Below are 15137 nucleotides of genomic sequence, written 5' to 3'. Positions count from 1 at the left end.
CAGGGCGACGGGCAGGGATGAAGCAAACCGCAAGTCCGGGACTGGGCCACCGCCCGCCCTCCGCCACTCGGCCGATTTCGGGGCCGGGGTGGGCGCGCTACCCTGCCGGGAGATGAGGCCCGCCCCGTGACTCCCCTGCTCCACCGCTTTCTCGCCTACTACGCGCCGTACCGCCGCCTCTTTTTGATCGACTTCGGGTGCGCGGTGCTCTCGGGCGTGCTCGAACTGGCCTTTCCGCTGGCGGTGCAGGCGTTCGTGGACCGCCTCCTCCCGACCGGGCAGTGGGGCACCATCACCGTGGCGGCGGTGGCCCTGCTGGGCATCTACCTGCTGAACACCGGGCTGATGGCGGTGGTCACCTACTGGGGTCACATGCTCGGCATCAACATCGAGACCGAGATGCGGCGCAAGGCCTTCGACCACCTGCAAAAGCTCTCCTTCAGCTTCTTCGACAACGTGAAGACCGGGCAGCTCGTCGCCCGCCTCACCAAGGACCTCGAGGAAATCGGCGAGGTCGCGCACCACGGCCCCGAAGACCTCTTCATCGCGGTGATGACATTGATCGGCGCCTTCGTGCTGATGTTCGGCGTCCACCGGGAGCTGGCGCTGATCACCGCATTGATCGTGCCGCTCGTGCTGTGGCTGACGGGGCGCTACGGCAGCCGCATGACGCAGAACTGGCGGGCGCTATACGACACGGTGGGCAACTTCAACGTCCGCATCGAGGAGAACGTGGGCGGCATCCGGGTGGTGCAGGCTTTCGCCAACGAGGACCACGAGCGGGCCCTCTTCGCGCGGGACAACCACGGTTACCGCCGCACGAAGCTGGAGGCCTACCGCATCATGGCGGCCACCCAGTCGCTGAGCTACCTCTCCATGCGCCTCACCCAGATGGTCGTGATGGTCGCCGGGGCGTACTTCGTGCTGCGCGGCAACCTCACCGCTGGAGGCTTCGTGGGCTTCCTGCTGCTCGTCAACGTCTTCTTCCGGCCCATCGAGAAGATCAACTCCGTGATCGAGACGTACCCCAAGGGCGTGGCGGGCTTCCGTCGTTACACCGAGCTGCTCGACACCGCGCCCGACATCGCGGACACGCCGCACGCCCGCGTGGCGCCCCCCCTGCGCGGCGAGATTCGCTACGAGGACGTGTCGTTCGGCTACGGGGTGGGCCGCCCGGTGCTGCGGGGCATCGACCTGACCATCCGTGCGGGGGAGACGGTCGCCTTCGTGGGACCCTCGGGGGCGGGCAAGACGACCCTGTGTTCGCTGCTACCGCGCTTCTACGAGGCGACGGGCGGGCGCATCACCGTGGACGGCCACGACGTGCGCGACCTGACGCTGGCGTCCCTGCGGGCCCAGATCGGGATCGTGCAGCAGGACGTGTTCCTCTTCGGCGGCACCCTGCGCGAGAACATCGCGTACGGGCGGCTGGGCGCGACCGAGGCCGAGATCCTCGACGCCGCGCGCCGGGCCCGCCTCGACGACGTGATCGCCGGGCTGCCGCAGGGGCTCGACACCCTGATCGGCGAGCGCGGCGTCAGGCTCTCCGGCGGGCAGAAGCAGCGCCTCGCCATCGCCCGGATGTTCCTGAAAAACCCGCCCATCCTGATCCTCGACGAGGCGACCTCCGCCCTCGACACCGCCACCGAGCGCGCGATCCAGGCTGCCCTGAACGACCTCGCCCGGGGCCGGACGACCCTGGTGATCGCCCACCGCCTCGCCACCATCCGGGGCGCCGACCGCATCGTCGTGGTGGACGGCGGGGGGATCGCCGAGCAGGGCACCCACGAGTCGCTGCGCCGCCGGGGCGGAATTTACCAGCGGCTCCACGACGCGCAGGCCCACCCCCAGGAGGTGGGCTGAGCCGGGGGTGAGAGAGGACCCCGATCCTGGGGCCCTGGGTGAGATGGGTCCTTCGGCCAGAGAGAAGCTCTGGTCCGCCTCAAAATGAAATCGGGCGCTGGGAACCGTCCGTTTCCCTGGTCCTTCCCCCGGCCTGTAGCGGCGGACACCGAGAACGTTCCATGTCCTGTCATTTACGGTCAACGCGCCTAACGTGTGACGGTAGTATGTCCCAGGTGAAAAGTGTGGGGGAGGGGGGGAATCCCGGGTCGCCGGACGAGCTGTCGGCCCGGCTCGCCCGCCTGGCCTCGGGGGGTCCGGGGCTCGCGGCGGCGCTGGTCGGCCCGGTGGGGACGGGCAAGACCCACGCGGCGCGGGCGCTGCTCCAGGCGGCCCCCGTTCGCGGCGTGGTCGTGCGGGCCGACCAGCCCCTGGCCGAGCTGGCGCAGGCGCTGCTCCACGGGGCGGCGCCGCGCTGGGTGCGGACGGCGCTGGAGCGGCTGGCGCGGCGCGAGGCGCTGGCGGGGGACGAGCTGCCCCTGGCCCTGACCGCCGCGCTCACGACCGCCGCGCCCCTGATCGTTCTGGTGGAGGACCTGCACGGGGCGGCCGCCCCCCGCCGCACGCTCTGGACCCTCCTGGCGAGCGGGGTGCGGCGGTCCTCCGGCGTGGCGCTGCTCGCCACCTCGCTGGAGCCCGCGCCCCCCTTCGAGACCTTCGAGGTGCCGCCGCTCTCCCGCGCGGAGGTGCGGGCCCTCGTCGCCGGACACCACGTCGCCGTGCCGGAGGCCGCCGCCCAGTGGATCGAGGCCCGGGCGGGGGGCAACCCCCTCTTCGCGCTGGAGTATGCCCTCCTCCTCGCGCGGCGGGGCTTTCTGAGAAGCGACGGCCCCCGCCCGGCGTGGAGCGCCCCGCCGCCCGGCACCGTGCCGCAGAACCTGGTGTCCCGGATCGAACACGCGCTCACGCGCGCCGCCCTCTCGCCGGAGGCCACCCGCGCCCTGCGGGCCCTGGCCGTCCTGCCCGCCGCCGCGACCGGGGACGAGGTGGCCCGCTGCGCGGGGCTGGCCCCGTCCGCCTGGGAGGCCGCGCTGCGCGACCTCGCCCTCGGCGGGCTGGTGCGCGGGGGGAGGGTCGTGCATCCCCTGTACACGCTCGTGATCCTGCGGCGGCTGCCCCCGGACGAACTCCTGGCGCTCGTGCGCCGGGCGGCGGAGGTGCTGCGGGACCGCCCGGAGGTCGCCGCGCAGCTTCTGGAGGCCCATCCGCTTCCCCCCGCCGAGGCCCTCGACCTGCTCACCCGCGCGGCCTGCCACGCCCGCGGGCGGGGGGACGACCGGGGCGCCTCGGCCTACACGGCGAGGAGCGTGCCCCTGCTGACCGGGCGGGCGCGCGTGGAGGCCGCGCTGGAGGCGGCCCGGGGCCTGCGCCCCGGCGACCCCCGGGAGGCCCTGCGGCTCGCGCGAGACGCCCACACGGGGGCGCCGGACCACCCGGAGGCGGGCCCCCTGCTGGCGGAACTCCTCATCGCCCAGAACCACGTGGAGCAGGCGCTGGAGGTGATCGGCACGCTGCCCGGGGGAGCGGGGGAGATGCGGGCGCACCTGCGCGCCCTCGCGTTCGCCGCCTCGGGCGACTTCGGGGAGGTGCTCCGGGAGTGGCGGGCGGCCCCGCCCCGGACCCGCAGGCACCCCGCCCTGCGCGTGTGCGCCGCCTGGGCCCTCGTGAACCTGGGCCGGGTGGAAGGGGCTTTGTCCCTGCTGCCGCCCCCGGGGGCGGGGGCCGCCCAGGAGCCCGCCGCGCTGCTGGTGCGGGCCCTCGCGCACGAGGGACGGGGTGAGTCCGCCGCCGCGCTCGAACGGACGGACGAGGCGCTGGCCCGGCTGCGCCCATCCGGGCCCGGCCGGGAGCTGGCCGAGGCGCTCTTGCTGCGGGCCCGGCTGCGCTGGGGCCAGGTGGACCCGCGCCCGGCCCTCGCCGACGCCGACGAGGCCGCGCGGGTGGCCGAGAGCCTCGCGAACGGCTTCCTGCACGCGCGGGCCCGCGCGTCCCGGGCCGTCCCGCTGCTGGAGGGCGGCGAGTACGAGGCCGCCGAGGAGGCGTTGCAGGACGGGCTCGCGGCGGCGGACCTCGCCGAGCGGGGCGAGGGGCTGCGCGAGACCTGCCGCGCCCACCTCGCCTTCCTGTATGCGGAATGGGGCTGGGTCACGGGCATCCCGCGCGCCGCCGGGCTCAGCCTCGCCTACGCCGGGCAGCTCCTGTCCCGGGCCGAGGACGGCGAGAACCCCGTCCGGGACGCCTGGCACGCCCTGATCGCCGCGCACGCCCACGCCCGCCACGGGGACCCCCGCCGCGCCCTGGCCCTGGCCCAGGGCGCGATCCGGCTCGCCCAGCCCCCCGGCCAGGAGCGCGGCGTCGCCCTCGCGGAGGTGGCGCTGGGGGTGGCCCACGTGCGGCTGGGCCGCTCCGGGGACGCCGAACGCTGGCTGGACCTCGGCGTGGGCCACCTCGCCCGCCTGGGCCTGCCGGGCTGGGCCGAGCGGTACGCCCTGGAACTCGACGCGGTGCGGGGGAACGCCGCCCGCGCCCGGGAGAGGCTGGGTTCCCCCGGGGAGCACGGTCACGCCGTCCGGGTGGCCCGCAGGCTCTTTCCGGACGCGGAGGTCACCGATGCGCCCCCGGCGACGGCCCCCGCGACGCGCCTGTTGGTCCTCGGGCCCTTCGCCCTGGAGACGGGGCGGGGCCGCCAGCCCTTTTCCGCCCGGCGCGGGCAGACCCTCCTCGCCCTGCTGCTGGAAGCGCGGCTCGCGGGCCACGCGGGCGCCACGCAGCACGACCTCCTCGACCTGCTCTACCCCGGCCAGGACGACACCCAGGCCGTGAACGCCCTCCAGCAGCTCGTCCGCCGGGTCCGCCGCACCCTCGGCCCGGGGGCGGTCGCGCGCACCGCGCAGGGCTACGCGCTGGGCGACGTGGCCTCCGACGTCGAGGAGTACCTCCAGACCCACGACCTGCGGCTGTGGCGCGGCGCGTACCTCGAAGACGTCGGGGAGGGCAGCTCGCCCGGCGTGCGCGAGCGCCTCGACCGCCAACTGCGGGAGGACCTCGACCGCCACGCCGCGCGCGACCCCGACCTCGCCGTCCGGATCCTGGGGTTCCTGCTTCGCGGCGACCCCTACAACCACGGGCACCTGCACTTCACCCTGGAGACCCTGCGCCGCCTGGACCGGATCCGCACCGCCCGCGAGGTCTACGCCGCCGCCCGCGCCCGTTTCGCGGAGCTGGACGAGCCCCTGCCGGACGACTGGGAGGCGTACCTCGCCGGGGTGCCACCCCAGGCGAGGCGCACGGCCCCCTGACCTCCTGACGGCCCGCTGTCGGGATGACGGCATCAGATGAGAACTGGCTTCTCTAGTTGCCGTCCAACTTCAGCCACGCTCAGTCTTCTCTCATCAGGCCGGGGGGAATGACCGACGTCAGATTGGCGTGCGCGCCTTTACTTTCGCCCCCCGCGCGCGTCAGTGACGCGTCAGTGACCGGAAGGCATCTTATTCACCAGCAGTTCAGGTTTAATTTTGCCTCATCCGGGGAGCCCCGAGTTCACGGAAGCGCCACGCTTCACATGAGCGGGGAAGGGATGGGGTGTCGGGACTGCCCCCTGGGAGGGAAGAGTATGAAGAAAGCACTGATGGTTCTGACCGGCACCCTCGTCCTGATCGGCACCGCCTCGGCGGGCAACGTGGACAGCAAGGTCGACGCCAAGGTCGACAACCTCTGCGTCTACCAGACGACCAGCGGGTCGGACGTGAACACGACCGCCAATTTCAAGGGCGCCGACATCAACCTGGGTCAGTACCGGGCGAACGCCGCCACGACGAAGGAGAACGCCGCCATCGTGACGGTGCTCTGCAACCGCGGGACCACGCTGGACAGAAAATTCCCGGCCACGGTCAACCTCAAGAGCAACGGCAGCGACGACCTCGTGGTGAAGATCACGGACACCACGCTTCCCTACTCCACGGGCACCCAGAACAACCCCGACACCTGGAATGTGGATGTCAAGCTGGTCGCCGAAGCCGGGCAGTGGAACGTCAAGGGTGGCACCTTCACCGGCACCCTGAGCGTCACCCTCTCTTACAACTGAGCCCCCTCACCGGGCGGGCGGGGACATGCCTCTCCGTCCGCCCGGTCCCAACTCCCTAGGAGCGACATGCGAAAAGCCATTCTGACCGGCCTGCTCGCCGGACTCTGCGCGGCCAGCGCCGGAAGTGTGAAGAGCAGTATGGACGCCAGGGTCGAGAACCTCTGCGTGTTCCAGGCGAACGGCGCGGACGTCAACCCGGCCACCAGCTCGGTCACGGGAGCGTCCATCGACCTCGGCACCTACCGCGCCAACCGGGCGTCGGCCTCCGCGACCACGGTGGTCGCCCGGGTGCAGTGCAATAGGGGCACGAGGTTCATCGCCGCCCCGCTGCCCAGCCCCCTGGCCCTGAACCGTCAGGGTGGGGGAGGCGCCCCGCTGCTGACCCGCGTTCTGGCCGGAGCCGAGGCTGTGGACGACAACGGTCGCGGGCCGGGTCGCCCGGGCAACGACAACGATCCCGATGTCTACCTCGTGAACGTTCGGGTGGAAGCCGACGCCGGACAGTGGGGCGTCATGGGCGGCCAGTACCGGGGCACGGCGACGATCATCGTCCGCTACGACTGAAGCGCCGACACCTTTTTTCGGGAGGACCCTGTGAAGTTCGCGCCGTTTCTCGTTCTCGCCCTGCTGGGGCTCGGCTCCAGCGCCAGCGCCGGGTGCGCCATCAGCGGCGTGCGCCCGGACGTGCCCGCCTACCGGGCCGACCGTGACACGTACGGCACGGTGACCGTCGACGTGACCTGCGACGACGACACGACCCGCTACGGCCTGGTCCTCGGCGGCAGCGCCGACGTGCAGGGCAACGTCTGGGGAGAACTCAGCGGTGCGAACGGGCGGCTGCGCTTTCAGGTCCTTCCGCTTCCGGCCGCCAGCCTGACCGGGCTACGCGGCTCGCGCCGGGTGGCCTTCAACCTGCGGCTGCCCCAGGGCCAGTGGGGCGTGCGCGGCGGGACGTACTCGAACGCCTTCGACGTGCGGCTCGTCGAGCTGACGGTGCCCTGAGCCGCCGCCCCCGAAGCCTTCCCCTCCAACAAGAGAATTCCTTTGCGCCCGCCGGAGCGAGGTTTCGCTCGATCCCGACCCGCCCTCCCGCCGGGACCCGTCCCGCCCCCGACCCACGAGGAACCATGCCCCGAATCCGCCTGCCCCTCCGCCTGCCTCACCTCCTCGCCACCGCGCTGCTCGCCCTCGCGCTGCCGGGGGCGGGAGCGCAGCGCTTCAGCGTCCTGCCGGTGGTGCTCGACGTGAACCCCGAGCGGAGCCTGACCACCCAGACGACCTTCACGAACCTCGACCGCCTGCCCATGTCCTTCAGCGTGGAGGTCTTCGAGTGGACCTCCGAGGGCGGCCAGGACGTGCTGACGCCGACCTCGGACGTGCTCGTCAATCCCGCGAGCTTCACCCTGGCGCCGAACGGCAAGCAGGTGATCCGCGTCGGCGTGCGCCGCAAGCCCGGTGACCGCGAGCTGACCTACCGCGTGTTCATCCGGCAGGCCCCCCCGGCGCAGACGGCGGCGGCGGAAGGCTCGGGGACGAACGTGACCGTGCTCCTCAACCTCAGCCTGCCCGTGTACATCGCCTTTCCCTCGGCGGCGCCGAAGGTCGGGTACGGGGTCAGGCGCAGCGGCAACGACCTCTCCCTGCTGGTCACCAACGACGGCACGCGGCACCTGACCTACCGTGACCTGATCGTCCGCGCGGGCGAGCGCACGGTGCGGGTGGAGAGCAAGGCGGTGCTCGCGGGGGGCACCTTCGAGCTGCCGCTGCCCGGCTGGGGCGACTGGGCGGGCGAGCTGAGCGTCACCTACCGCGACGCCAGCGACCAGGAAGTCGCCGCGCGTGTTGCTGTTCCCCCACGCTGAGCGCACCCTGCTGCTGGGCCTGCTGCTCGCCGTGGGGGGCGGGGCGCAGGCCCAGCAGGCGGCCCCGGCAGCCCCAGCGGCTCCCACCCCGGCCGGGCCGCAGGTGGAGTGCGCCGCCCCGCCCGAACTATTAGAGGTGCGGGTCGGCAGCGAGGGCCGGGGCAGCTTCGCCGTGCGCCGGGCGTCCGGCGGGTGGCTGGTGGAGCCCGGCGCCCTGCGCGAGAGCGAGCGCGGGTACGCCTCCGGGAACGTGACGTGCCCCGACGGGGACTTCGTGCGGCTGCGCGAGGACCTCAACGTCACCTACGACGGGGCCGAGCAGCAGCTCGTGATCTCGCCCGCCGCGCGGCTGCTCACGTCCGGGCAGGTGGACGCGGGCGGACCTCAGCGCGCGGCCCCGGTGCAGACGCGGGCCCTGGCGAGCGTGGGCTCGGCCGTGGACGTGCGCGCCAACTGGCGCACGGGGGATATCTCCTACGGCGCGGTGCTGGAGGGCGGGTACGCGCAGGGCGCCTGGGAGGCGCGGGCCGCCGTGGGCGTGGGCGGCGAGGGCGGCGCCTTCGGGGTGAGGGTGCGCGCGGGGGTCGCGTGGCAGGTGAACGAGGCGTGGGTGGTCCGCGCGGGGTGGAACTCGGCCCTGCCCGAGGCGAGCGGCGCCCTGGTGACCACCGACTTCAAGGGGGTGCAGGTGGAGGGGCGCTCGGGCGAGGTGGCGGTGCTGCCGCCCCTCGACCTCGACCTGCCCCTCACGTCGCGCGTGACGGTGTTTCTCAACGACACCATCCTCAGCGAGTTCGACGCCAATCCCGGCCGGGTCACGATCCGCAACCTGCCGAGGGTGCAATCGTTCGGGGTCCTGAACGTTTTTATCGACGACGCCTCGGGCCGCCGGGTCGTGAACGTCCCCTTCGGCACCGGGCCGGGAGCGCAGCGGGCCGGGGAGTTCCAGGTGCGGGCCCGCGCCGGGGTGGAGGGCGGGCGCCCGAGCGCGGCCTTCCTCGGCACGGTCGCGGTGACGCCCACCTGGACGGTGACGGGCAGCGGGGACTGGAAGGGTGGGGGAGAGCTGAGCCTGCGCGCGGGCGGCGCGACGACCCTGGCGGGCGGCGCCCTGGGGGTCGGGGCGAGCGTGACCCGCTCGGGAGAGGGGGCCCTGGGCGGCGCCTTCGAGGTCTCCTACGCCCGCGCGTTCGGGGCGTGGTCGCTCGGCGCGGGGCTGAGCGTGCCGCTGCCTGGCCCCCTGCACCCCCGCGTCAACCTCAGCGCGCTGTACTTCACGCCCGCGTGGACCTTCGGCACCAGCCTCGCCTACGACGCGCGCGGCGGGACCCTCGGCGGCAACCTGAGCGCGAGTGCGCCCCTCACGAGGAACGTGACCCTGGGGGGGCGGATCGGCTACGAGTCGGGCCGCTGGCGGGCGGGGGCCACCCTCGGCTGGAAGCCCAGTTCGGCCCTCGACGTGAGTGCGTCCGCCGGGCTGGGGGCGGGGGCCGAGTTCGGCGTGGGCGCCCGCTACCAGCTCACGCCCGGACAGGTGGCGTGGGCGCAGGCGAACCAGAACGAGGTCACGCTGGGCTACAGCCGCGACGCCCCCGCCCGCATCGAGGTGGCGGCGGGGACGGGCGGCAGCGTGGCGGCGCGGGTCTCGGGCAGCGTGCTCCTCACGGGGCAGGGGGCGCTCGTCGTGCCGGAGGCGGCCCGGCGGGGGGTCTTGATCCGCACCGGCGTGCCCGGCCTGACCCTGCGGACGGGCGCGGGCACGGTGCGGACCGACGCGGCGGGCGACGCGGTGGCCTTCGGCCGCGACGGCGAGACGGCGGTGAACGTCAGCGTGGACGTGGACGCCTTGCCCTTCAACATCACGGTCGGCGAGGACGCCGCGACCCTCGCGCTGGCGGGCAACGGCCTCGCGGTGCTCGACTGGCGCGCGAACTTCACGGTGTCGCGCTGGGTCCGCGTCTTCTGGGCCCCCGGCGAGCCCGCGGGCGGGGCGCTCCTCGTGGTGGGCGGCCGGACGTGGCGCGCCGACCGCGACGGCTGGGTCCTGCTGGACGGGGCCCCCCAGGACCCCCGGGGCGAACTGCGTGCGCCGGAGCCGCCCCGCACCTGCGCGATCACGGTTCCCCCCACCGGGGAGAACGCGGTGTGCGAGGCGGGGAAGGGCTGACCCGGCGGGGGAGGCGGGGTTCACCCCAGGTACGGCGCGAGGTGGGCGTCGAGGGTCTTCCTGGGCAGGGCCCCCACCCACGTCTGGGCCGGGCGCCCCTCCCGAAAGAGCATCAGGGTGGGGATGCTGCGCACCGCGTAGCGCCCCGACACGGCGGGATTGTGGTCCACGTCGAGCTTGACGACCTTGAGTCTTCCTGCGTGTTCGCGCGCGAGGTCTTCGAGCACGGGGGCCACCGCCCGGCACGGCCCGCACCACGCCGCCCAGAAGTCCACGAGCACGGGCACGGAAGCCCGCACCTCGGCGTCGAAACTCGCGTCCGAGGCGCTGAGCAGCCACGGCAGGGCCCGACCACAGCGCCTGCAGACCGGTACCTGCCCGGCGGGCGGCGTGGCGAGCCGGTTTTTCGCGCCGCACAGGGCACACACGGCGACCTCACTCACCGCTCGGCCCCAGGGAAAGAAACAGGCTGTTCATAGGTGGAGTCTTCCTCGGAAACCCGGACAGCGGCTCAGGCCAAAGGAACTGGACGAGCTGCCGAGGCAACCCGTCCAGCCCTGACGAACCTCAGTTGCCCGAGGGGGTCGTGGTGGTGGCGCCTCGGCGCGACAGGAGGACGACCGTGTAGCCGTTTTGCTCGAAGACCCGCACCTGGATGCGCTGGCCGTCCCGCTCGAAGAGTCGGGCCTCGCCGGGCAGCGTGGGCGCCACGGAAGCCGCACCGCTCGTGCTCGCGGTCGTATCCGTTCCCGTGGTGCCCGCCGTATCCGTTCCGGTCGTGGTGGCGCCCGCCGTCCCGGTCGCGTCGGTCGTGCCCGTGGTGCTGGTCGCCGCGTCCGTCGTGGTGGTTGCGGCCGTCGCCGTATCGGTGGTGCCCGTCGTCCCGGTGGTCGTGCCCGTGGTCGAGGTGTCCGTGGTACCGGTCGTCCCGGTGGTCCCCGTCGCGGTCGTGCCCGTGGTCGAGGTCCCGGTGGCCGTGCCGGTCGTCGAGGTGTCCGTGGTGCCGGTCGTGCCCGTCGTTCCGGTGGTGCCGGTCGCGGCGGTGCCTGTGGTCGAGGTATCGGTGGTGCCCGTCGTCCCGGTGGTCGTGCTTCCGGTCGCCGTGCCCGTCGCGGCGGTTCCGGTCGTCGAGGTATCGGTCGTGCCCGTGGTCCCCGTGGTCGAGGCCCCGCTGGCCGTCCCCGTCGTCGAGGTATCGGTGGTCGCGGTGCCGGTTGCGGACGTATCGGTCGTCCCGGTCGTGCCCGTGGTCGAGGTGTCGGTGGTGCCCGCCGTGCCGGTGTCGGTCGAGGTTCCGCTCGCGGCGTCCGTGGTCCCCGCGGTTGCTCCGGCCGCATCGGTCGTGCCTGCGGTTCCCGCCGTGGCGGCGCTTTCCGAGCCGGGGGAGACGGCGGTGAAGCCGCCCGAGGTGAGGGCCTGGGCATACTGGTCGAGAGCACCCGCGACCGAGCCCTGGTAGATCACGGCGACGCCCGTGAAGGTCTGGACGCTGCGAACGGGGGTGGCGCCTTGCAGGTAGGGAAGCTGGAGGTCACCGGACGAGAGCGTGAGGGTCGTCTGCGCGGGCAGGCCCTGGGCGGCCGACGTGGCCGCAGGCGTCTGGGCGGGCGTGGCCGTCGTGTCCGTCTGGGCCGTGGCGATGCCCAGAAGCAGTGCGGCCGTCAGCAGCGTGTGGCGGGTCAGGTACGTCATCCTCCAACCTCCTTGCAGTGGGTGGTGCGTGTGGGTCCGGCGTATCGGGTCTGAGGGGGAAAGGGTCTTCTCCCTCATGAAAAGCAGCCTAAAAGTCCCAAATGTGAGAGTTAGTTCACTTTGGACGAATTTCCTTGTCGCCGGGCTCATGCTGGGTGCCCGCCGACAATTTCGGCCCCCGCGCTCACTCCCGCGCGACGGCGCCAAACCCCAGGGCGTCGAGCACGCGGTCGAAGGCGGACGGTGGAAGCTGGCCCCCCGAGGCCTGGTCGTGCCCGTGGCCGTAGCTTTCCGCCGTATCCCCCACGTCGATGGCCTGGAGGATGGCCGGGAGGTTCAGGTCGGCGCGGGCGGTCCGCATCGAGAAGGCGACCGTGCCCGGCAGGTAGCCCGTGTTGGCCGCGATCACCGCGTGGCCGGGCAGGCGACCGCGCCACTGCTGCGCGATCAGCGGGTGAATCTGCGCCCCCGAGTGCAGCCGGACGAGGGCGTAGGGCCCGGTGGCGCTGAACGTCGGGGCCGCGCGGCGGGCGACGGCGAGTTCGGCGCCCACCTCCGCCCGGTAGGCACGCAGCCGGTCGGCCCCGTGCTCGTCGTCGGTGGCGAGGTCCTTCGGGCCGTCGGCGGTGAGCAGCAGCTTCAGCGGCGTGTCGATGTCGAAGGCACTCGCCCGCCGGGCCGCGTTCACGAGCGCGACGGCCTCCTTGAGCCACTTGGCGGTGTAGCGCTTCTTGATGGCAGGCAGGAGGTCCCAGGGCGCCCCGTCCCCGAGGTCGCCGATCGTCCCGACCGCCCCGATCCACCCGAGGTCCTCAATGTCGGTCAGCGGCGAGAGGAGGTCGTGCGCGAGCCACGCGCTGGCGGGGATGGGGTCCCAGGGGTAGCCGCTCACGACGGTGACGTTCCCGCCCGGCATCCCGCCCGGCTGGTGGTGGTCCACGTACAGGGTCGGCACGTCCGGCAGCACGCCCCGCCCGTTGACCCCCAGGTCCGTGACGACGAGGGCCGCCGGGCCGAGCGCGGCGAGGCGGGCCCGCGCCCCCTCCGAGAAGGCGGATTCCCCGCGCCCCGAGGGCACCACCCGCACGTCCTGAAACCCCAGCCGGGGCAGGGCCCGGCCGAAGAGGGCCCCCGCCGAGAGCCCGTCCGCGTCGAAGTGGCAGAAGACGACCACCCGCCCGGCGGGGGAGAGCGCGTTCAGGAAGGTCCGGGTCGCCTCCCGCGCGGCGGGGAGGGCGGTCTGGAGGGGGAGGGCGCACATGCTCCCCGTTGTACCAGCCCGGTCTCCCGGCGCTGCGGAATGTGAGGACCGCGTGACGGTCTGGCGGCCGTGCGCGAGGTCAGGCGACGACCGCGCCCACGTCCTCCGGCTCCCGACGCCCCTGGCCCCAGGGGGTGGCGAGCACGTCGCCCAGCGGGGCGGGCCGCCCGAGCAGGTAGCCCTGCCCGACGTGGCAGCCCAGGGCGTGGAGGGCCTGCAACTGCGCGTCGTCCTCCAGTCCCTCCGCGACGACCTCGAGGTCGAGGAGGTCGGCGACCTGAAGGAGCGCGCCGAGGAGCGTCCGGGCGAAGGGCTGTGCCTGGCCGCCGCGCAGGTCCGCCACGAAGGAGCGGTCGATCTTGACGGTGTCGAGCGGCAGGTCCCGCAGCGAGGAGAGCGAGGTGTGCCCGGTGCCGAAGTCGTCGAGGGCCACCCGCACCCCCAGGGCGCGCAGTTGCCCCAGCGCGTGCCGGGCGCGGTCCACGTCGCGCATGACGGCCGTCTCGGTAAGTTCGAGTTCCAGCCGCCCGGGCGCCAGCCCCGACTCGCGCAAGACCGCCTGGACCAGCTCCGGAAAGTCGCCGTCCTCCAGTTGCACGGGCGAGACGTTCACCGCGACGACGAGGGCGTCCGGGAGGTGCCGGGCGTCCGCGCAGGCCTGCCTCAGCGCCCACTCGCCGAGCGGCCGGATCAGGCCCGTGGCCTCCGCGAGGGGGATGAACTCGGTGGGGCTGACCGCTCCCAGGGAGGGGTGTGCCCAGCGCAGCAGGGCCTCCACCTTCACCGCCCGGCGGGCGCGCAGCTCGAAGAGGGGCTGGTAGTGCAGGGTCAGCTCCCCGCGCTCGGCGGCGTGCTGGATGTCGCGCTCCAGCCGGGCACGGCGCGATTCGGCCTCCCCGAGCACGCTCGCGTAGCGGCGCACGGCGTTCTTGCCCGTCCGCTTGGCGCGGTACATGGCGAGGTCGGCCGTGCGCAGCAGCGTCTCTGGGTCGGCGCCGTCGTGGGGGGCGACGCTCACCCCCACCGAGGCGGTCACGAGTTCGGTGAAGGCGCCGATCTCGTACGGGGCCTGGAGGGCGCCCCGCACCCGCTCCGCAAGGGCCTCGGCCTGCCAGGTGCCTTCCACGGGCGCGAACAGGGCGAACTCGTCCCCGCCCAGCCGCGCGGCGGCGCCCCCGGCGGCCAGGAGGTGCAGCCGCTCCCCGGCCTGCCGCAGCAGCGCGTCGCCGACCTCGTGGCCGCGCGTGTCGTTCACCCGCTTGAAGCCGTCGAGGTCGATGAACAGTACGGCGTACGCCTGCACCTGCGCCTGCACCTGCGTCTGGTCGCGGTCCCGCAGCACCTTTTCAAAGGCCGCCGACCAGCCCCGGCGGTTGAACCGCCCGGTGGGGACATCGGTGCTCGCCAGCCGCTCGTGCTCGCGGGCGCGGCCCTGCAACCGCTCGGCGAGCGAACGGGTGAGGATGAGCACCGCCAGGTTGCTGCACGCGAGCTGCACGAGCGCGGAGATCACCGGGAAGGCGGCCCGCTCGCCCGCGTGCGTCGCCGAGAAGGCGGCACCCACGAGCAGCATCCACAGCAGGCAGGCCACCGCCAGGCGGCGGGCCGCGCGGCCCTGACTCTCCGGCACGAGGTACGTCACGACGTACATGACGGGCACCCACCCGTACGCCTCGGTGAGTTCGCGCAGGGTCTCGGCCCCGTGCGTGAAGTGCAGCAGGTACGCGAGGCGCAGGCCGAAAAACGCCCCTGCCGCACCCACCGAGGCGAGCACAACCGCGCGCAGGGCCGTCGGCCGGGCCCGCAGCCACCCGGTCAGCCCCAGCAGCAGCGCGGCCAGCACCGGGTAGCCCACCCGGTCAAAGGCCACGGACTGCGGCGCCCGCGCCTCCAGCCAGATCCCCGCCGCGACCGCCAGCCCGGCGAGAGGCAGCGTGAGCAGCAGGTTCTGACGCCAGGCGGTCTCTTCGGCGCTGAGTCCGGGGGGCGCGGCGGGGCGAGCGGTCACGCCTCACCCTAGGCAGGGCCCGCACCCAGATTTCTTACAGCGCCCGGTCTTTATCCGGGCGGAACCCTGGCCCGGAGCGCAGGTTTTCCTGCCCGCACCGGTCGCCGCTCGTCCGCGAGTCCCCCTCCCTCGGTCCGGACGGGCATCCCGCCGCTTACCGG

General features: G+C 73.6%; 11 protein-coding genes. 7 read left to right on the top strand and 4 right to left on the bottom strand.

Annotated features, from left to right (window positions below; translation table 11 throughout):
• Positions 1-126: 126 nt before the first annotated feature.
• From IC605_RS07105 to IC605_RS07075, 7 genes are all read left to right on the top strand, one after another.
• The gene (locus tag IC605_RS07105; RefSeq protein WP_216320939.1) at positions 127-1863 is read left to right on the top strand and encodes an ABC transporter ATP-binding protein; all 1737 of its coding nucleotides are present in this window, start codon (positions 127-129) and stop codon (positions 1861-1863) included.
• 206 nt (positions 1864-2069) lie between these two features.
• Positions 2070-5201 (top strand): tetratricopeptide repeat protein, encoded by a 3132-nt coding sequence (locus tag IC605_RS07100; protein ID WP_216320937.1) that lies wholly within the window; start codon positions 2070-2072, stop codon positions 5199-5201.
• Between the two features lie 314 nt (positions 5202-5515).
• Entirely contained in the window at positions 5516-5986 is a 471-nt protein-coding gene (locus IC605_RS07095) for a hypothetical protein (RefSeq protein WP_216320935.1), read from the top strand.
• Positions 5987-6052: 66 nt separating this feature from the next.
• Positions 6053-6550 (top strand): hypothetical protein, encoded by a 498-nt coding sequence (locus IC605_RS07090; protein ID WP_216320933.1) that lies wholly within the window; start codon positions 6053-6055, stop codon positions 6548-6550.
• Between the two features lie 30 nt (positions 6551-6580).
• Positions 6581-6988: a hypothetical protein gene (locus IC605_RS07085; RefSeq protein WP_216320931.1), complete on the top strand. Its 408-nt coding sequence runs from the start codon at positions 6581-6583 to the stop codon at positions 6986-6988.
• Between the two features lie 125 nt (positions 6989-7113).
• Positions 7114-7848: a fimbrial biogenesis chaperone gene (locus tag IC605_RS07080; protein WP_216320928.1), complete on the top strand. Its 735-nt coding sequence runs from the start codon at positions 7114-7116 to the stop codon at positions 7846-7848.
• Positions 7826-10015, top strand: coding sequence for a fimbria/pilus outer membrane usher protein (locus IC605_RS07075; RefSeq protein ID WP_216320925.1), 2190 nt, complete (start codon positions 7826-7828; stop codon positions 10013-10015). Before IC605_RS07080 ends, IC605_RS07075 begins: the two co-directional genes overlap by 23 nt.
• Positions 10016-10035: 20 nt before the next feature.
• Here the strand turns inward: IC605_RS07075 and trxA are convergent, their stop codons facing one another.
• The 4 genes from trxA to IC605_RS07055 form a co-directional block, all read right to left on the bottom strand.
• Positions 10036-10458 carry a thioredoxin gene (trxA, locus tag IC605_RS07070; RefSeq protein ID WP_343216530.1) on the bottom strand — a complete coding sequence of 141 codons (423 nt, stop codon included), beginning with the start codon at positions 10456-10458 and terminating at the stop codon, positions 10036-10038.
• 124 nt (positions 10459-10582) lie between these two features.
• On the bottom strand, positions 10583-11707 hold the full coding sequence (locus IC605_RS07065) for a hypothetical protein (protein WP_216320923.1): 1125 nt from the start codon (positions 11705-11707) through the stop codon (positions 10583-10585).
• Between the two features lie 184 nt (positions 11708-11891).
• A complete protein-coding gene (locus tag IC605_RS07060; RefSeq protein WP_216320920.1) occupies positions 11892-12968 on the bottom strand; it encodes a DHH family phosphoesterase in 1077 nt (358 codons plus the stop codon).
• A gap of 79 nt (positions 12969-13047) precedes the next feature.
• Positions 13048-14976, bottom strand: a complete 1929-nt coding sequence (locus IC605_RS07055) for a putative bifunctional diguanylate cyclase/phosphodiesterase (protein ID WP_216320917.1) — start codon at positions 14974-14976, stop codon at positions 13048-13050.
• Between the last annotated feature and the right edge of the window lie 161 nt (positions 14977-15137).

This window comes from Deinococcus aestuarii (assembly GCF_018863415.1).
In the GTDB taxonomy this organism is placed as follows: Bacteria; Deinococcota; Deinococci; order Deinococcales; family Deinococcaceae; genus Deinococcus; species Deinococcus aestuarii.
Note: the sequence above shows the minus strand (reverse complement) of the source record. Positions and strands in the feature narration are given on the sequence as shown.